This is a genomic window from bacterium, assembly GCA_030018315.1.
Lineage (GTDB): Bacteria > Hydrothermota > UBA3073 > JACQXS01 > JAGMCI01 > JASEGA01.
The window spans coordinates 1-19309 of sequence record JASEGA010000017.1; the positions used below are offsets into that span (position 1 = coordinate 1).

The following is a 19309-nucleotide window of genomic DNA, read 5'->3' on the forward strand; positions in this document are numbered from 1 at the left end:
CATCGCGGTTACTATAGCTTGCACTACCTGCACCTCCACACTTCCAGGAATGAGTAGGTGAGTGACTCCTATAAGTCTCAATATGCCACTCATCTTTATAACCACTTGTAACTTGATAATGAGTCCAGCCCGCATTTGCAGGCTCAAGTGAGTCAGAGAAGCCAGGTGTTAGGATACACTGTAGTTTTATATCAAATGTATTTGCACCATACTTGAGAAATAAAGTTGTAGAATAAGGCGAATAACCTAATCTACTTGCATAGATGTCGTAGTTACCAACTGGAATCTGGGTTGTTGAATAATTACCGTTAGTATCAGATACAACAGCAAAGACTGGTGTAGTTGTATCTCCAGCTACATATCCTTTTATTCTTACACCAGGAATAGGATTATCATTACTTAAGTCAGTCACAGTGCCAACTAATGTGCCAAAAACCTGGATTACAGGGAATGATTCTTTATAGATACGATAGCCCCTCTTTGCAATATAGCCCCATAGGTTGCCTAAACTTGTAGGCACAACTCCTAAATTAGCTATTGTCCCAATTGTGAATACAGATGTATCAACTCCACACCCTTTAGTAAATAATGTGAAACCTGAGTCACCACCCGTACGGGCAGTTATGGTGCCTTCATAATAAGGAGTTAAAGTATCTACCATCCCTAATTCTGTAACCTGTGCTGATATATCAGGAGAAAGTAATGTATCCCACCCAATCACCCATATAGAGTCTATAAACATATCCCAACTAACACCTATTTCACGACCAGTGCATTTTAAAACCTCTCCGTATGGGGCAGTAACATTGATTACACACTGTCCAGCTGCATTTGTTGTATCACATAATGAGACTCCAAGTCCATAGATTTTAGTTACTACATCTGCAATACCTTGGTTTAGAGTATCAAGAACTGTAATCTCAACAGGAGTTAGTGTATTTACTTGAATAGTATCCGGATTGATAGTTACTATTGCTGCAGGCACCACTTGAATATTCCCTTCATAAGGTAAGAAGTTATGAGCTGTAACTGTTGCATATAAAGTGCCTATAGAAGTTGGGGGAGTTGGCAAGTTCATTGTAGCAACCCCGTTCTCATTGGTATACCCTATTGCATAGACATTGTCCTCTTCTTTCATAACACAAACAAGCGCACTCTTAACAGGTACGTTATCACTTGATACAGTGACTTCAAACCATGTCTGTCCTACTGGTATTGTAGGAAGATGCTCAACAGCCAAGCTCTTTGGCTCATCTGTCCACATTGGAAGCTCAGGGTCACCAAATAAATTGAGCTCATAAAGACAATATCTCCAATACTCAGGCCACTGTCCTGATTGAGAAGCAGTGACATATGCATCCTTAGATGCTGCATGAGCTTCACCTAAATGATAAAGGCCATCATTAAACAATTTCTTATAGAATGCGAGGTCTATACACTCACTCGGTCCTAACTCTGGTGGCGTTCCGTATCCATATCTTGAGTTCATAATAGATGCTATACCACCACCATTTGGATTATTTATAAAGTGCTCTGCAAAACAGTCACCACCTGCTACTTCATCTACTGCACCACAAAAACATGAAATAGCGTTGTGGATACCAAGTCTACCACCATTGTGAAGTCCATCAACATCAGATGAAGTGAGAATGGCAGCACCCTGTCCACTATAGACTCCATACTCATTTCCATGCGCTGCATAATGAGCAAAGCCAAACCCAGCATTAAGTGAGTCTATCACTATCTGCCGACTTATCGTCCCCTGTGCCTCAGACAATATTGCATCCAGCCAGCTAGCAGGTGTAACCGCTGCTATGGAATCGCTTATTATATCACCTGTGTAACCATAAAATAATCTTAATGCTGCAAGTAGTATCTTCTTCTGGTATCCCGTTGGTGGGTTCTTCTCATAAGTTAACACCTTATTTATAAAAGTCTCTACTTGAGTCAAATTTCTTGCAGGTGCCCTACCTACAAAGACATCAGCATAAATATCTACGTTATCTGTCATTTCTCCATAAATTCCATTATTATTTCCATCCCATGTTCCATTTGTATCTGAATAATATAAATCACAAGGCTCCCACTCCTCGTCTGGATAATAACCTACACCCGGGTCCATACAGAATACATCCCTCCTTGGCACAACTTCTTGATTATTTTCATAATCACACTGTCCACCTAATAGAAAGTATATAGTACCCCAATTACTATATGCATCTTTAATAAAATTGCGTATCTTTATTTGGTTATCTGAGCCTGAGCAGTTAGCATATATTGAGTCTAATTTTACAACTCTTGCACGCACTCCTTTCTTTGTCTTCCAATCAGCAAGGCTTTGGAATTCAGGCGCAAAATCGGAGCTCGTTATTATGCAATAGCTGATTTCATCTTGCCTATCCTTAACTAATGGAGCATATATATCTATATCTTCAGGGTTTATAACTAAGCTCCTAATTATTCTTTCCATAGATTGCTTCTGGAATTTAGTTATCTCACTCATAATATGTGTAGTTTCGTACTTTAATTTCAAAACAATATTTGAATAGAAAATAAGAGTGCGTTCCGCCGGAATATATTGGACAGGATAAACGAGTATCTCAGCGATTCTATATCCACCTTTAGAGCCAGTACCGACAAATTCGGTAAGTTTACCGGGATAATGAGAGTATGAACTGTAAACATCAGGATTAGGTCCTACAAATGGTATTTCCTTATTAATTGAAATGGGTCTTGGTGGCTGTGTCGGGCAAATAGTATACTTACCAGGTAATATTTCTTTATCAACTGATATAACTTCTATTCCACTCGCAGTAGCTGTCGTCGGAATAAGAATTCTTACTTGGTAACATGGTAGCATAGGACTACCAGCCTCACCAGTGGATATACCGTCTTTAAGTTTAACGACATCGTATCCGTTAAACTTACCAAATGAGAGGCCGGCTTTACTAAAACTGACTTTCTCTATAATAAGCTCACCACCAAGAGCTGGTATGCTAAGAAAAAGTATCCCCAATAAGCTTAAAAGTTTCTTCATGGTTTCACCCCTTTAAGTTATAAATAATCTAATTTTAACTTTTGTCAAGTATTTTTTTATTTTTTATCTTTATTTTAAGAAATTTTCGCTTTCCAACTTTAATGGTATAAATTCCTCTTTTATTGAACTCAAAATTTATATCTCTTATAGCGACTCCATTGAGCTTAACCCCTCCTTGTTCAATTAGCCTACGAGCCTCGCTTCGGCTTGGTGCAAGTCTTGAGTCTACAAGTAAACTTACTAACCTGATATTCTTCATCATAGGTGTATAGGTTGGAATTTTTGTCGGTAGTTCCTTTTTGCTAAAGATTTTTAAGAACTCATCCTTAGCTTTAAGTGCCTCATTATGCGAGTGATACATTGAGACAACCTCCTCTGCAAGTCTTAATTTTAAATCTCTTGGATTTACAGTCTGTTCCTTTAAGTTTTTTTCTATATGCTTTATTTCATTATCTGATAAATTAGTTGTTAATTTAAAGTAATTAATAATTGAAGTGTCAGGGATTGACATTAATTTTCCGAACATCTCATTTGGATGTTCAGCGATACCTATGTAATTATTATAGCTTTTACTCATTTTCTTAGTTCCATCCAAGCCTTCAAGTAATGGCATTGTAATAATAACTTGTGGTTGCTGTCCAAATTCTCTCTGTAATTGTCTACCAAGCAGTAGGTTAAATTTTTGGTCCGTCCCACCTATTTCAATATCAGCGTTTGTTGCAACTGAGTCATAAGCTTGAAATAGTGCGTAGAGTAACTCATGCAATGAAATTGGCTCTTTTTTAGAATACCTTTTAGTAAAATCTTCACGTTCAATCATTTGGGCGACAGTAGATTTAGAAGCAAGTTTTATAAGAAACTCTGGAGTAAGTTTACTAAGCCACTCTGAGTTGTATCTAAATTCTAACTGGTTAGGTTGTAAGATCTTAAGTATCTGCGACTTATATTCTTTCATATTCTTTTTGATTTCTAAATCCGTAAGTTGTGGTCTTGTTTTAGATATTCCTGATGGGTCACCAATTTTAGCTGTAAAATCGCCTACAATAAGGATTGCTTGGTGTCCTATCTCTTGGAATTCATATAATTTTCTTAAAACAACTGCAAATCCGAGATGTATTTCTGGGGCAGTGGGGTCTATTCCAAGTTTTACCCTTAATTTTTTACCACTCCTAAGTCTCTTAAATAACTCCTCCTCAGGTATAATCTCAGCTGTGTTTCTCTTTATTATCTCTAAATTCATATCTTAATCGGTAAAATTGCAAAGGAGCGAATTAAAGTATGTGAATCTCTGCTGCTAGCCATTTCCTTTATAAGCTCACGGTCTTTTCTCCTTCACTTGAAATAAGTGCCCCAAACTTCAGAGACAGTTCTTTTATAAGTTCACGAGCAGCATGTCCATTTACACGAGATGCCCATGAAAGAAATGCTCCTAAAATGCCTGCAAAAAGACCTGCTCCACCTAATACCAGTGCAATAACTTCCCAAAAATTCATAGCTCCCTCCTCACATAAATGTTTTTTCTATTTGCTTATTGATACCCAACTCTATATATTTAGCTGCCATATAAATTGCATTCCTAATAGCTTTTGAGTTTGACCTTCCATGACATATAATAGTTACTCCTTTGGCACCGAGTATTATTGCTCCACCATATTCTTCATAACTCATTCTTGAAAAAAATTTATGTAACGAAGGTCTAAGTAGAACTCCGCCCACTTTTGCTTTAAATGAACTTCTTATAGCATCTTTTATTGTAGTTTTGGTAAGTTCAACTATACTCTCACCAAACTTAAGTATTGCATTTCCCACAGTGCCATCACATACTACAACATCGCTCACTCCTTCCAAAATTTGATGTCCTTCAATATTACCTAAAAAATTTAGCTTAGAGTTACGCATAAGTTCAAAAGCTTCTCTTGTAACTGTGCTCCCTTTTATATCTTCTTCTCCTACTGAAAGTAGTGCTACAGTTGGATCTTCTTTTCCAGTCAGTCCTTTTACACACTGGCATCCCATAACTCCAAACTGAAACAAATCTTCCGCTTTTGCTGCAGTAGTAGCGCCTATATCAAGCACAAAAGTGAACCCATTCTTAGTTGGGAAGAATGTCCCTAAAGCTGGTCTTCTTATTCCTTTAACTCTTCCAAGCCATAATGAGTTGAACATTAAGTATGCACCTGTATTTCCGGCTCCCACAAATGCATCTATTTTACCATCTTTTTGGAGTAGTGTTCCAATTGCAATTGAAGAGTCCTTCTTCTTAAATGCATCTTGTGGTGATTCATCCATTCTTATTGTGGTTGGAGCGTGCACAATCCTTGATTCCGGTATTTCGCCTTTAAGTTGAGTTTTATCCCCTACTAAAATAAAGTCTAAATCCTTTATCTCTCTTACTGCGTCTATAACAACCTTTGGCGCATAGTCACCACCCATTGCGTCTATTCCTATAATCATTCGGATAAAATACGGAACTCTATTCTTCTGTTTTTTGCACGTCCTTTTTCAGTTCTATTACTTGCAATTGGTTGTGTCTCTCCATATCCACGTGCTTGAAGTCTATCCACTGAAATCCCGTGTGTTACAAGATACTCTTTTACTGCTTCAGCTCGTAGTTGTGATAGTTTTAAATTATATGTATCACTTCCTTCTGAAGATGTATGACCTGCAATTTCAATCTTTATATTAGGGTGTTTTTTAAGCAGTTCTACAGCTTCATCAAGCATTTTGTAAGAAGTAGGTTTAATATTAGCTTTGTTAAATTCAAATGTTATGCCACCAAGAATAATTTTTTCCTCTATTTTGAAAAGCTCAAAATTCTTTATCAGTGAGGCATCTGGATTACAAACTATCGCCGCTCCCTCTACGACATAACCTTCGGCTTTTATCTTTATGTTATAAGTACCCGATGGAATCTCTACTCTATAAGTGCCAGTCTCAGGGTCACTTTTGACAGGTGGAATATCTGTTCCTTGGAATTCAATTTCAGCTTCAATCCCTCTGCGAGTAGAATAATCTACTATCTTACCAATAAGAATAGACTTTCGTTCTACAGGTGATAATTCAATATTCAATAATGTAGTTTCTTCAGGTTTACAAATTACTGGTTGTGTCCAAGGGATATAACCTGTTTTTTCTATTCTTAATATATATGTCCCGGGTAACAGTTCTGTTTTGTATATTCCTGAAGCATCACTTTTTACTTCTGGTAGTTCAGTTTCTGGAAAAGAAATGGTAGCAAGACAAGGCTTTTGAGTAACTTTATCTATTATCTTACCAGTCAGTATTGAGACATATACTTTTTTACGCTCAAGTCTAAAATTAACAACTACCCTTTTTTCTTGTTCCACCAAAATGATAACTTCTTGTGACGGCTCATATGTCTCTTTTTGCATAGGTGAGGCATACACTAAAGTTTGACCCACAGGGAGTTCAATTTCGTATATCCCTTGCTCATCAGTAGTTATTGTAGTATCAAATCCGGGAAATGAAATTATGGCTCTAATTGGTTTTTCACTCACTTTATCCACCACTCTACCTGCAATTATACCCCTATTTACTGGCGGTTTTACGAAATCAAAACTTTGTGAAAAAGTTAGATTTACTGCCCATGGTGGAGTAGTTCCGAATCCTCTTTGAACCTTAAGGTCGTCATCAACAAATCCTGTGTCATAGCCCATAAGTCTAAAATCCATAGATATAGTTAGCCATGTGTTTTTTTCTGTCTCAAACCGTAATCCCGGTGATAAATAAAGTCCTCCATCATTATATTCTGGTTTCACTCTTTTCTCACCATAAGCCTCCACAAATGAAGATAATTTGAAGTAATTTAACTCTATCCCTGCCCCATAAGTGTATTTATTGTAACTATCTGGATGAGGATAGTTTATATATCCACCGTTAAGGTGAAATTTTATCTGTGGCTGAGTTAAGATGTTGACAGTGAGTAGTCCACTCCCTCCATAAGTGGCGCCACCAACAGTAAAAAATCTGTGTATCCCACCATTACCTAATCTACAAGCGTAGCCAAAGATAGTATCAGTTCCACATACATTTGGAGGTGATATCCTTTTAGTTCCAGTAGGAAAAGATGCTATTGGATAAATTCCTAAATCAATTACTTTTGTAAATTTTGGATAAACTAACCGTATAGCTTGGGTAGGAGTAAATTTTATTCCAAGTTTTGTATCTGATAACCCCCAACTTACAGCACCTGCTCCTCCCCAAGGGATGTCGGTCTGCATCACATCTGTAAGGAAGCCTGAATTTAGATTTAAGGAAAGATAGTCTGTAAATGAGAAGCCGAGTCCAATAGAAAAATCTGAGCCTGCGCATTGCCATTTAGTTCCTTCATGTAATCCACCAAATTGGTCGTATACTACTAAACTATCTAAACTTGTTGTCCAATATCCTCTAATTCCAAAAGTATAATCAAGTTTACCAAAAGGTTCTGAACTTGCAGAGACAATTCTTACAAGTCCGCTCGTTCCAGTGGAGGTTGGAGCACCTGATAAAGTAGAAGTCAAAAATATACCTATCCACAGAATCCTTCGGAAAATAAATACTACTTTTCTCATTCTAACAGTCTTTTTAAGAATTATATCTTAGAATCAAACTCCGTCAAGAAAAAAGTTGACATTTAAGAAAGTGTAAGGTATAATAAAATTATGGACGAAGTGATAATCCACAAATTTAAAGATTTAGAGAACAGGTTTAATGAACTAAATAAACTACTCACTCTTCCAGATACCCTTAAGGACAGGAATAAATTTATAGAATTGTCTCAAGAGTATAACGAGCTATCGCGTCTTCTTAATCTTTGGAGAAGGTACTCTGAGTTATCAGCTCGCATCTCTGATGACGAGCGTATTTTATGTTCTCAAGACGAAGAGCTAAAACATATTGCAAAAGAAGAGATTGATGAACTTAAGGTAGAGAAAATTAGGTTAGAAACTGAGCTTTTAGATTCACTTGTTCCAAAAGACCAAAATGATTCTCGCAGTGTAATAATGGAAATAAGACAAGGTGCAGGTGGGGATGAATCATCTATTTTTGCACGCGATCTATTTAGGATGTATTCAAAATATGCAGAACGACAAGGGTGGCAAGTTGAGATATTAAGTTCTCATCCTACCTCAATTGGTGGATTTAAAGAGATTATATACTATGTAAAAGGAGAAGCTGTTTACGGAAAGTTAAAATATGAAAGTGGTGTCCATAGAGTGCAGCGAATTCCTATAACAGAATCTGGTGGCAGAATCCATACTTCTACAGCTACTGTATGTGTTCTTCCAGAAGCCTTGCCAATTGATATAAAAATTAATCCCGATGATATAAAACTTGAGTCTTTTAGGGCACGTGGTCATGGTGGACAAAATGTAAATAAGGTATCATCAGCTGTCAGGCTAACCCATATTCCAACGAATACAACAGTAGTTTGCCAGGATGAACGCTCCCAATACCAAAATCGGGTAAAGGCAATGAAAATTTTGCTTGCCAGAGTCTACGAGCTTGAGCGTAGAAAACGCGACGAAAAAGTTCAAACTACACGTAGACAGCAAATAGGAGAAGGTGAGAGGGCTGAAAAAATAAGAACATATAATTATCCACAACAAAGGGTAACTGACCATCGTATAAACATTACACTTTACAAACTTGACTCCGTGCTTGATGGAGAACTTGACCCATTAATAAATGAGCTTAAAAATGCAAATAGCAGAAATTATTACTCATACAGCTCAATCTCTAAAGAATAAGGGGATTGAAGAATCTATGCTTGAGGCAGAGACGCTCGTAGCCCATAGTTTGAGGTTAGATAGGACTTCTATCTATCTAAATTATGATAAACCTCTATCAGATTACAAGCTTAAAATTATATCCAGAATTATAAGGAGAAGACTTAATCGTGAGCCTCTGCAATACTTAACTAAAAGTGTAAATTTTTTTGGTCTCAATTTCATAGTTGAACCGCCTGTTTTTATTCCGAGACCAGAGACTGAAGTTTTAGTCCAAACTCTTATAGAACTTGGTATGGGTTTGATTAATCAAACCCATACCATTGGGGAGACTGTAATTTTTGATGTAGGAACAGGGTGTGGAGCAATTGGGATAGCGAGCCTTAAGTTTTTGCCCCATGCAATAGTTTACGCATCTGATGTAATTGACCTTAAGCTTGCTAAAAAAAATGCAGAAAGAATTGGAGTAAGTGATAGAATAAATTTTTTAGTAGGCGACTTACTTACCCCATTTAAAAGTAAAAGAGCAGATTTTATAGTCTCAAATCCGCCGTATATACCTACTCAACTCATACCCACACTTCAGCCTGAGATAAGATTTTTTGAGTCCCGCACTTCAATAGATGGAGGTAAAGATGGTTTGGCTTTTATCTCTAAACTGATAAAAACTGCACCCTTATATCTTAAGCCGTCCGGAGTGTTACTGGTAGAAATTTCTCCTCAACAAAAAGAAAAAGTAAAATATGAAGCAGTAAAGTATTTTAAAGAAGTTAATTTTATCAACGATTTCTTTGATAGGACTCGTATCCTTTTAGCAAAATGCGCATAGGAATAATTGCAAACCCTGAAAAAGCTCTCATCTCATCTGTTATCCCAGAGCTTATACAATGGTTGCAGGAAAATAAGCAACAGGTGTTTATATCAGATGAAAACAAGGCTCTTGTTAGTGATAAAAAAATCATAGTAAAACTTAAGGACATTACAAAAACTTCAGATGTTATCCTTGCTATAGGAGGAGATGGCACCCTATTAAAAGCAGCCCGAATTGTCGGTAACTCAGGAATCCCAATTCTTGGAATTAATCTTGGTGGACTCGGCTTTCTTACAGAGGTGGCACTTGATAACTTATATCCTGCTCTCACTCGGTTAATAAGGGCAGATTATGAAATTGAATTGAGAATGGTATTAGAGGCTAATGTTAAACAACGTCCCCTCTATGCATTAAATGACGCTGTTATTATGCAGACAGGAGTGGGGAGGATGCTTCAATTTACAGTTTATATAGATGATAAGTATGTATCAGAATTTTCATCTGATGGTATAATAATTTCAACACCAACTGGCTCTACTGCATATTCACTTGCTGCTTTCGGTCCTATACTTCACCCAAAACTTGAATCTATAGTGGTTAACTTGATATGTCCTCATACACTTGGGGCAAGACCAATAGTGGTATCAGATGATTCTACTGTAAAGATAGAATGTAAGAGTAAAAAATCAGCCCTTGTAATAGATGGGCAAGAAAGAGTGTTACTAAATCAAGGTGAAAAAGTACTTATCCGAAAAGCAGATTATAAGATAAAACTGATAAAATCAAGTGCGCGTGATTTTTACGAAATCCTTCGTACTAAATTAAAATGGGGTGGCGGTAAAGAAAGGTAAAAGATGGGACAAAAAAGAGGGCGTCCCTATCAGTTCTCTAAATGAGTACAATTGGTGTCAAGTACAATTGGTGTCAGGTCTGAATAAAAATAACTTGCAAAATAATGGATAAAAATAAGTCCCAAATCCAAATACTGCCAATACCCAAGTAAATTCCAAACTCCAAATCCCAATCCCAGATATGGAAAAAGCGAGATTCTTCGCTATCGCTCAGAATGACACTTTCAAGGTTTGGAGTGACATTTATAAACACCTTACGTGTCTATTCGTGTTTTCTTTTGTCTGTGTCAGTCTGTGTTCCTCATCTCTATTCTCTGACCTCTATAACTATTGGCATACCTCCTCTTTCCTTTCCCCCTTTGCAGACCTTTATTCTTGAACATATTGAATCACTGTATTCTCTATCCTTCTTATAATAGATATAGATGTAAAAACGAGAGCGTTTTTTAGGCATTCCCATCTTCTTATAACAATAGTGTTTCCTAACCTTCTCTAATTTCCATATCAAGTTCAATGGCTCCATCTTAGAAGCTAATCCACCTCTCCTTAACACGCCAATCTTCATCCCACAAGACTTGAACCTTTTCTCCAATTGCTCAGCTAATTGCTCAGGTGATATGTGAAAGAAGTCGCCTGTTATTATATCAAGTATCCCTATCCCTACCTGGTTCTTCGTTAACAGCTGCCTATTGATAGTTCTTGGTGGAATAATTTCTATCTGCTTTTCCATAGGGCGATAACAGTTTGGACATACCACTTTGGGAGAAGCTAACTTCCCTTTAGAGATAACTAATTTGCTCCAGTTAAGTGAAGACCCTATCGCAAGACCATTTAGACTCATAAAATAATGATAGCCAGACCATGGCTTCCTGTCCTTCCTGATTACAAGTGGTTCCCATATCGGATATATTAGCTCACTCTTATATTTGGATGCTATTTTGGCAAGTACTCTCATCCGGTCCCATGTTGCTTTTTCCTTCTCCGTGTGAGGAGTATAACGGCGCATCAAACTTGATGCAAATATACCACTCTTCACTTTACCATTCTTATCTATATATTTGCGTCTCGATAATAGAACACCAATAGCACCTTCTTTTGGTCTGAACCCAATACTTTTTTCAGCTATATCGCCTGTCATCTTCAACTTACCCCACATAGTTCCAAAAGCACCAACCTCATCAGGTATATATCCACTTGGGTTAATTAATCTACCAGGTGTACGCTGCAAGTCCCTTATCCCCAGGTCCGCCAGTTTAGATTTCGTCTTCTTATCTAGCTTACTTTTCTTTTTATCACCCATCATAGCTCCTATATACTTTTAGGCAGGTGCGGGACACTCCATAATTATCAAGTTTTGAACTCTTATATTATACACCATATATTTGTTTTGCCAAGTAAAAATGAAAAAATATATAAATTGGAATTTCTCACAAAACAAAAACAATTTTTGGTTGACATAGTTTAATATAGTTTTATAATAAAATATAGTTTATGTCTATATTCTCTTTGCTACAGTTTATCTTTATAGCAGACGGCAGTTTTTCTATTTTACCAATGGCAGCATCTGATAGCACTCCTTTTATTGTAAGAGTAGAAGCTTCTGGACTAATCCCTGATAGTATCTATAGATTTACAGTTTATGCGTATGGTGGGGAGCCGCGAGTCATTTCTGAGAGATGGACAACTGGGAAGTGGAAAGGTGGTTATGCATACACTGATTTTTCATCCGATAACTCAGGTAACTGGAATAGCTGGGTTCCTTTGAGGGTTATTGAGGAACCGGAAGAAGGATATAATTATTATATAAAATTTAAAGTTAAAAAAGGGAGTGATGATGTTTTTGAATCCAGTGTCCACTTTTCAGATGGATTTCAAATTCTTGATATGTTCTCTCAGGGTGGCTGGCTTACTGGCACTGTTTATTTAGACTCTAATTTTACTACACCTGGTGAAGCTGTAGTGGTTATGGCAAAGGATTCGCAAGGCTATATCATTGGAGCTTATGTCACTGAGAATAACACAATTGATGAAGGAAACCTCCCCATCCCTGGTCGTTTTTGTATGGCAACACCTGCTATATTTATTGAAGAGATAGAATTTGAGGATATAAGTGGTAATCCAGTTATTGGATGGGTTGGCACTCATCCTCCGTGGTATGTTTTGCCTGGGGATACGACATGGGTTGACCCATTTTCTATTTCTATTCAGAATATATCGTTTATACCGGAAACTCCAAATGTAGGTGATAGTGTTGTAATTTCTGTTCTACTCTACAATCCTCGAGAAGCGATACAAAATATTGAAATAAAAGTCACTTATGAAAAGGGGGAAGATAGTGGTGAAATAGGGAGTATTGGATTAGATAGTATACCAGGGCATAGTCATTCAGCTAATGAAATATTATGGAAAGATTTAATTGAAGGCAATTATAAGATTAGGGTGCAAGTGACAGCGGCCAGCTTTAGTGTCCAGACATTTAAGTGGCTCAAAGTTGGGTTAGGTAATATTGTCTTAAATGAGGTTATGTATAACCCTATAAATTCAGGTGAATGGGTTGAACTTATAAATAGAGGCACTAATACAGTGAATATCAAAAACTGGTCAATTGAAGATAATACTACTAAAAGTCTAATTACATCGGATGACTGTTTCGTTGAGAGTGGTGGCTTTGTAGTAATTGCAGAGTCTACGGGCTCTGTTTTACATTCAATTTATGGCTCTTTTCCATCTCCTGTTTTTGAGCTTGGCAGTAAATTTCCGAATTTAAAAAATGAAGGTGATACCATAATGCTAAGAGATAGTAATAATACAATCCAAGACCTATTGGGATACAAAGATGATTGGGGGAGTGAAGCAAAAGGCGTAACACTTGAACGAATCAATCCAAATCTTGCTACAAATAATCCTGACAACTGGGGCTCCTGTGTTATAGCTACTGGGGGAACACCGGGTAAAGTTAATTCTATATATGTTGAGTACCTGTTAGAGAAAGCTACCCTTTATGTACATCCAAAAATTTTCTCACCCGAAAATCCTGATTCAAATGTAGCGTTCATTTCTTACACTCTACCTTTTACTAAAGCAAAGGTTAGGCTTTATATATATGACAGATGTGGTAGATGTGTCCGTAAACTTGTTGACGGTGAGCCATCAGGAGTGCAATCAAGGTGGACGTGGGAAAAAGGGGAGGCGACTTGGAGTCATATATGGAATGGAAAAGGTGATGACGGTAATCGTTTACCGATGGGTATTTATATAGTTTATTTAGAGGCAAAAGACCAATACTCTGATAAACTTGTGAATGAGAAGACAACTGTAGTGATTGCAAAACGATTATCAAGATAAAGAATTAACCGCAGATAGATGCAGATTAAAACGAGTTATATAAAATTTGGCAACAAAAACAGAAGGGGGATGATGAAATACCCAAGATTTATATCGGGATGACGAGTATATTCTTTGGTCTGCTCGTTGTGTCATCTACAAGAGCAGATACTACTTATGTAAGTGGTATCATTGACACAAATACAGTCTGGGCACCAGCTGGAAATCCGTATATTGTGACAGGAAATGTGCTTGTTGATAGTGCCGTAACTTTGGATATTGAACCGGGGTAGAGGTAAGACTTGACAGTGCAAAGTATATAATGATAAAGGGAAATTTATACGCGATTGGGACAGCAATGGATTCAATCATAATATCAGCACGAGATACTACACAAAGGTGGAGCAGGCTATGGTTTAAGCCATCATCAAGATGTAGTTTGAAATATTGCAGAATTGAATATGCAGGTAATTCAGCTATTTATGATAGCATTGCTTTTTCCCTTTATATAGGCTATAACACAATCACTAACAACTATGCTCTTTATGGTAGTGGCATCCGTAGTTATGGCTCACCTACAATTAAGTATAACACTATAACTGATACCATTGCTTCTGCTATATACATATCTTCAGATAGTGCTCTGATTGACAGTAATAACTTGTATGCCACTGGGTATGCGGTCTATAATTATAGTGAAATAGATATAGATGCCAGATATAATTACTGGGGACAGTAAGCAGTGATACTATTGATATGAAAATCTGGGACTATTATGATGATTTTACCAAAGGGATAGTACATTACGAACCTTTCTTAACCGAGCCAGTGCAAGGAGTGGAAGAAAAAGCAAAATGCAAAGTTCAAACTTCAAAGTCAAAGGCTATAAGCCAGTCAAGGTTGTAAAATTGAGGTAATAGTGAAGCAAGTAGAGAAAGGTGAAGCCCATGAAATTTAAGGGATTACAAAAATTGTCTGTAATTGAGTATCCGGGCAAACTTTGTGCAATTGTATTTACTGGAGGCTGCAACTTCAGGTGTCATTATTGCCATAATCCAGAGCTCGTTGTTGGGTATGAGAAGCTTCCTGATATAGATGAAGAGAATATTATTACCTTTATGCAAAAAAGGAAAAGATTCCTCGACGGCTTATGTATCACGGGAGGTGAGCCTACTCTCCACCAAGAACTTCTTCAATTTATTGAGAAGATTAAAAAACTTGATTTCCTGGTAAAACTGGATACAAATGGGACAAATCCAGAGCTCATATCTCATGTTATAGAAAATAGGTTTGTAGATTATATAGCGATGGATATAAAAGGAACACCCGAGCGTTATAAGGAGATAGCAGATGTAAATATAGATATTTCAAAAATTAAAGCTAGTGTCCAACTTATAATGCATAGTAATATAGATTACGAGTTCAGAACAACTGTATTTCCTGAGTTCTTTGGTAAAGAGGACGCAAAACAAATTGGTGAATGGGTAAAAGGTGCAAAGCGGTATGTCTTACAACAGCCAAGAGTAGTGAAGATGCTTAATGGAACTCTTAAGGATGCAAAACTTTATAGTGATTTAGAATTGAGTCAATTTACACAATTTCTACCAAACTGTGTAATCAGATAATTATGATTACACAGATTTATTTTAGATTACACAGATTAAAATGTAGGGGCGGGGTAACCCCTCCCCTATCCATCGGTGTAATCTGGTTTTATCCACAGGATGCTGTGCATAATCTGTATAATCAGGTATAACTAAGATAGGAGGTAACATGAAAAAGTTGAGGCAAGTAAGCTTTGGTTTAAAAGATATGCCACACCAGTGGTATAACATAATTCCAGATTTACCTGCACCATTGCCACCACCAAAAGACCCGGATGACGGTAGACAAAGGGTAGCAAAACTACCTGACTTGATGATAGGTGAATGTTTGAAACAGGAGTTATCACAGGAGAGGTGGGTAGATATACCCAATGGGATTATTGAGTTATATGCACAAGCTGGTAGACCACGGCCCTTGTTTAGGGCTTTAAATTTAGAAAAGAAGCTGGAAACTCCAGCGAGATTATATTATAAAGGTGAATTCTTTTCACCAACTGGCAGTCATAAAGTGAATACTGCTCTAGCTCAGTGTTGGTATGCTAAAAAGCAGGGCTTTGAGCGAGTGACGACTGAGACAGGTGCCGGTCAGTGGGGAACTGCTCTTGCTTATGCAGCAGCGCTTATAGGGCTAAAATGCACAATATTTTGGGTTCGCAGTGTGTATAACTGGAAACAAGACCGCCGAAACTTTATGGAACTATTGGGAGCAGAAGTTAACCCTTCTCCATCACCTAAGACAGAATGCGGTAGAGTACTGTATGGTAAGAATCCCAATCATCCTGGCTCGTTAGGAATTGCAATTTCAGAAGGGTTGGAAGATTCACAAAAGGACCCGAAAGCAGTGTATTGTCTTGGCTCTGTTCTTAATCATGTACTTTTGCACCAAACAATAATTGGACTTGAGACACAAAAACAGTTTGAGGTATTTGATGATTATCCTGATGTTGTAATCTCATGTCTAGGTGGTGGGTCAAATTTTGGTGGCTTTGCAATTCCATTTATTGGCGATGTGCTTAAGAAAGGCAAAAAGATAAAGTTTATTGCTGCACAATCAGAAGTAGCTCCTAATCTTCAAGGTGAATATAGATTTGACTTTGCAGATTACGCTGAAATTACTCCCCTCCTTAAGATGTATACACTTGGTCATAAAGTAGAGATGAAACCTATAAAGGGAGATGGGCTCAGGTACCATGGCTGTTCACCTATAATTAGTTTACTTAGAAATTTAGGTTATATAGATACAATAGCTTACCCATCCGATGAGCGCTATGTATTTGAATGTGCAAGAACTTTTATTGAGACAGAAGGGTGGCTACCTGCACCTGAATCTGCATATTCAATTGCCTGCGCTATAGATGAAGCAATCAAATGTAGAGAATCGGGTGAGAAGAAGGTAATTGCTTTTAATGTATCAGGACACGGATTTTTGGATATATTTGGGTATAGAGAGGTGCTTGGGCTACAGTAAATTAGATGTAGTATCTTTAAGTGATGGCTACAATATCTGAGTAAAAAGGAGGGGAGATGAGGGCAGGATTTGGTTTGGTGTTGTGTTTGGTCCTTTGTGATGAGATTCTGAAACAAGTTCAGAATGACAGGGGGGTCTGCTTTGCTCAGCAGTAGGTGGCAAGATATAATGGACCAGGTAATTACAGTGATGTGGCGTATGCGATAGCAGTTGATGGTGAGTATGTGTATGTGACAGGAGGGAGTCCGGGTTCTGGCGCTGATTGGGACTATGCGACGATAAAGTATTCAAGTGTAGGAGTGGAGAAGAGTTCAAAAGTCTAAAAGTTCTGGAAGTGTATCCAAATCCATCTTTTGGCAATGCTTTGATTAAGTATGAGTTGCCGGAAAATGCGATAGTTAGTTTGAGGCTCTATGATATATCAGGTAGATTGGTGAATACCATTTATTCTGGGACACAAGAAAAAGGCGAGTATGAGGTTGAGCTGAATGGCGAGTACATGGGTTCGCCCCTACCCACAGGCATTTATTTCCTGAGATTAGAGGTCCCGATAAATCGTGATTTCGCTTTGCTCAACAGGCGAGTTAAAAGTAACAAAGAAACTTACAATATTGAAATAGAATGAGACAAAAAAACATTTTGGGTCAGGAGACCCAAAACTACACCGTGAAAAAAATGCCTAAAACACATAAATTTTTAGGGGACTTTTAGGTATTTTGGATTTTAGACATTTGTAGTTCAAATGAAGGCACTTCTTTCAGGTAATGAGGCAGTAGCTCGTGGGGCATGGGAAGGAGGATGTCGGGTTGCGTGTGCATACCCGGGAACTCCATCTACAGAGATACTTGAAAATATAGCAAAATATAATGAAATTTATAGTGAGTGGTCTACGAATGAGAAGGTAGCTTTTGATGTTGCCTCTGGTGCCTGCTTTGCGGGTGCACGTGTACTCGTGGCAATGAAACATGTTGGACTTAATGTGGCAGCAGACCCATTCTTTTCTATGAGTTATTTAGGTGTTACTGGCGGCTTTATAGTTGTTTCTGCTGATGACCCCGGGATGTGGTCATCACAAAATGAACAAGATAATCGCTGGTATGCAAAGATGGCTAAGGTACCTATGCTTGAACCATCTGATTCACAGGAAGCAAAAGAGTTTGTTAAGGTTGGATTTGATATTTCAGAAAAGTTTGATACCCCTGTGCTTCTCAGACTAACCACAAGAATTTGCCACTCTAAAACTGTAGTTGAACTTGCTGACCGAGTTGAATATCCACCTGCAGGCTATGTTCCTAACATACAGAAGCGAATGGTTCTTCCTGGAACATCAAATGCTATGATGCGTCATCCAATTGTTGAACGTCGTCTTCTTGAGCTTAAAAAATACAGTGAAAAATTTAATAGTAATCGGATTGAGTATGGAAATCGCTCTTTAGGAATTATTACTTCTGGAATAGCTTATCAGTATGCAAAAGAAGTATTTCATAAAGCATCTTTCCTTAAACTATCAATGACTTATCCAATTCCTGATAACTTAATAAAGAAATTTGCATCGCAAGTTGATAAGTTATATGTAATTGAGGAGGGAGACCCATTTCTTGAGACACATATAAAAGCACTTGGAATAGCAGTTATTGGCAAGGAGAAAGTGCCTGTATGTGGTGAACTTGACCAATCAGTACTTAAAGAAAATTTTGGGCTTGAGGTAGTACCTCTTAAAAAGAAAAAAATCACAGCTGGGGGTATTACTAAAATACCTGCAAGGCCACCAGTCCTATGTCCGGGGTGTCCGCATCGTGGTGTATTTTATACAATTAATAGACTAAAACTTTATGCAATTGGTGATATTGGATGCTATACATTAGGAACATTACCACCTCTTAACGCAATGGATAGTTATGTTTGTATGGGGGCATCAATTGGAAATGTGCATGGACTGGATGTAGCTCTTAGGAACAAAATACTTGGAAAAGTTGTCGCAGTGATTGGTGATTCGACATTTTTTCATGCAGGTATTCCGGCGCTCATAGATGTTGTTTACAATAAAGGAGTGTCTACAATAATTGTGCTTGATAACCTAACGACTGCAATGACTGGGCATCAGAATCACCCGGGGACAGGGTTGACATTTAAGGGAGAGAAAACTAAAGAGATACTAATTGAAGATGTTGGTAAAGCATGTGGAGTTAATCGTGTTTATATAGTTGACCCATATGACCTAAAAGCCACAATGGAAGTGATAAAGAGGGAGGTCAAATTTTCTGAGCCATCTCTCATAATTGCAAGAAGAGCCTGTGCATTAATGGTAAAATCTGAGTCACCTCTTAAAGTCAATTTGGATAAATGTACGGGTTGTAAGTTATGTGTTGGACTTGGCTGCCCGGCAATAACTATGCACGATAAAAAGGCATGGATAGACCCAATGCTGTGTAACGGATGTGGTATGTGTAAACAGGTATGTGTTAAAAAAGCTATAACTTAA

17 protein-coding genes are annotated in these 19309 nt (G+C 37.6%); 11 read left to right on the forward strand and 6 right to left on the reverse strand.

The window, feature by feature from the left end:
- The 5 genes from QMD71_06515 to QMD71_06535 form a co-directional block, all read right to left on the reverse strand.
- The coding region (locus QMD71_06515) for a C25 family cysteine peptidase (protein ID MDI6840480.1) at positions 1-3037 on the reverse strand (3037 nt) is incomplete at its 3' end.
- A 34-nt stretch (positions 3038-3071) separates the two neighbouring features.
- A complete protein-coding gene (gene tyrS, locus QMD71_06520; protein MDI6840481.1) occupies positions 3072-4277 on the reverse strand; it encodes a tyrosine--tRNA ligase in 1206 nt (401 codons plus the stop codon).
- Positions 4278-4344: 67 nt separating this feature from the next.
- Positions 4345-4530 (reverse strand): hypothetical protein, encoded by a 186-nt coding sequence (locus QMD71_06525; protein MDI6840482.1) that lies wholly within the window; start codon positions 4528-4530, stop codon positions 4345-4347.
- 10 nt (positions 4531-4540) lie between these two features.
- A complete protein-coding gene (plsX, locus tag QMD71_06530) occupies positions 4541-5491 on the reverse strand; it encodes a phosphate acyltransferase PlsX (GenBank protein ID MDI6840483.1) in 951 nt (316 codons plus the stop codon).
- Positions 5488-7611, reverse strand: a complete 2124-nt coding sequence (locus QMD71_06535) for an OmpA family protein (GenBank protein MDI6840484.1) — start codon at positions 7609-7611, stop codon at positions 5488-5490. The genes plsX and QMD71_06535 overlap by 4 nt, the downstream gene beginning before the upstream one ends.
- A 90-nt stretch (positions 7612-7701) precedes the next feature.
- Here QMD71_06535 and prfA point away from each other — a divergent pair, with 90 nt between their 5' ends.
- Genes prfA through QMD71_06550 form a run of 3 tightly spaced genes read left to right on the forward strand, consistent with a single transcriptional unit; the run spans position 7702 to position 10431 of the window.
- Complete coding sequence (prfA, locus tag QMD71_06540) at positions 7702-8790, forward strand: peptide chain release factor 1 (protein MDI6840485.1); 1089 nt, start codon at positions 7702-7704, stop codon at positions 8788-8790.
- Positions 8741-9598, forward strand: a complete 858-nt coding sequence (gene prmC, locus QMD71_06545; GenBank protein ID MDI6840486.1) for a peptide chain release factor N(5)-glutamine methyltransferase — start codon at positions 8741-8743, stop codon at positions 9596-9598. Before prfA ends, prmC begins: the two co-directional genes overlap by 50 nt.
- The gene (locus QMD71_06550) at positions 9589-10431 is read left to right on the forward strand and encodes an NAD(+)/NADH kinase (protein MDI6840487.1); all 843 of its coding nucleotides are present in this window, start codon (positions 9589-9591) and stop codon (positions 10429-10431) included. The genes prmC and QMD71_06550 overlap by 10 nt, the downstream gene beginning before the upstream one ends.
- 307 nt (positions 10432-10738) lie before the next feature.
- Here the strand turns inward: QMD71_06550 and QMD71_06555 are convergent, their stop codons facing one another.
- Positions 10739-11734 (reverse strand): hypothetical protein, encoded by a 996-nt coding sequence (locus QMD71_06555; protein ID MDI6840488.1) that lies wholly within the window; start codon positions 11732-11734, stop codon positions 10739-10741.
- A gap of 188 nt (positions 11735-11922) precedes the next feature.
- On the opposite strand from QMD71_06555, the gene QMD71_06560 reads away from it, so the two are divergent.
- The 8 genes from QMD71_06560 to iorA all read left to right on the forward strand — a co-directional run bounded on the left by QMD71_06560 (position 11923) and on the right by iorA (position 19309).
- Positions 11923-13776 (forward strand): lamin tail domain-containing protein, encoded by a 1854-nt coding sequence (locus QMD71_06560; GenBank protein ID MDI6840489.1) that lies wholly within the window; start codon positions 11923-11925, stop codon positions 13774-13776.
- Positions 13777-13874: 98 nt separating this feature from the next.
- Positions 13875-14048 (forward strand): hypothetical protein, encoded by a 174-nt coding sequence (locus QMD71_06565; GenBank protein ID MDI6840490.1) that lies wholly within the window; start codon positions 13875-13877, stop codon positions 14046-14048.
- A gap of 29 nt (positions 14049-14077) precedes the next feature.
- Positions 14078-14494 carry a hypothetical protein gene (locus QMD71_06570; GenBank protein MDI6840491.1) on the forward strand — a complete coding sequence of 139 codons (417 nt, stop codon included), beginning with the start codon at positions 14078-14080 and terminating at the stop codon, positions 14492-14494.
- Between the two features lie 208 nt (positions 14495-14702).
- Complete coding sequence (locus QMD71_06575) at positions 14703-15380, forward strand: anaerobic ribonucleoside-triphosphate reductase activating protein (protein MDI6840492.1); 678 nt, start codon at positions 14703-14705, stop codon at positions 15378-15380.
- 148 nt (positions 15381-15528) lie between these two features.
- Positions 15529-16827: a TrpB-like pyridoxal phosphate-dependent enzyme gene (locus tag QMD71_06580; protein ID MDI6840493.1), complete on the forward strand. Its 1299-nt coding sequence runs from the start codon at positions 15529-15531 to the stop codon at positions 16825-16827.
- Positions 16828-16982: 155 nt separating this feature from the next.
- Positions 16983-17150 carry a hypothetical protein gene (locus QMD71_06585; protein MDI6840494.1) on the forward strand — a complete coding sequence of 56 codons (168 nt, stop codon included), beginning with the start codon at positions 16983-16985 and terminating at the stop codon, positions 17148-17150.
- Positions 17090-17452, forward strand: coding sequence for a T9SS type A sorting domain-containing protein (locus QMD71_06590; protein ID MDI6840495.1), 363 nt, complete (start codon positions 17090-17092; stop codon positions 17450-17452). The genes QMD71_06585 and QMD71_06590 overlap by 61 nt, the downstream gene beginning before the upstream one ends.
- A 117-nt stretch (positions 17453-17569) precedes the next feature.
- Positions 17570-19309 carry an indolepyruvate ferredoxin oxidoreductase subunit alpha gene (iorA, locus tag QMD71_06595; GenBank protein ID MDI6840496.1) on the forward strand — a complete coding sequence of 580 codons (1740 nt, stop codon included), beginning with the start codon at positions 17570-17572 and terminating at the stop codon, positions 19307-19309.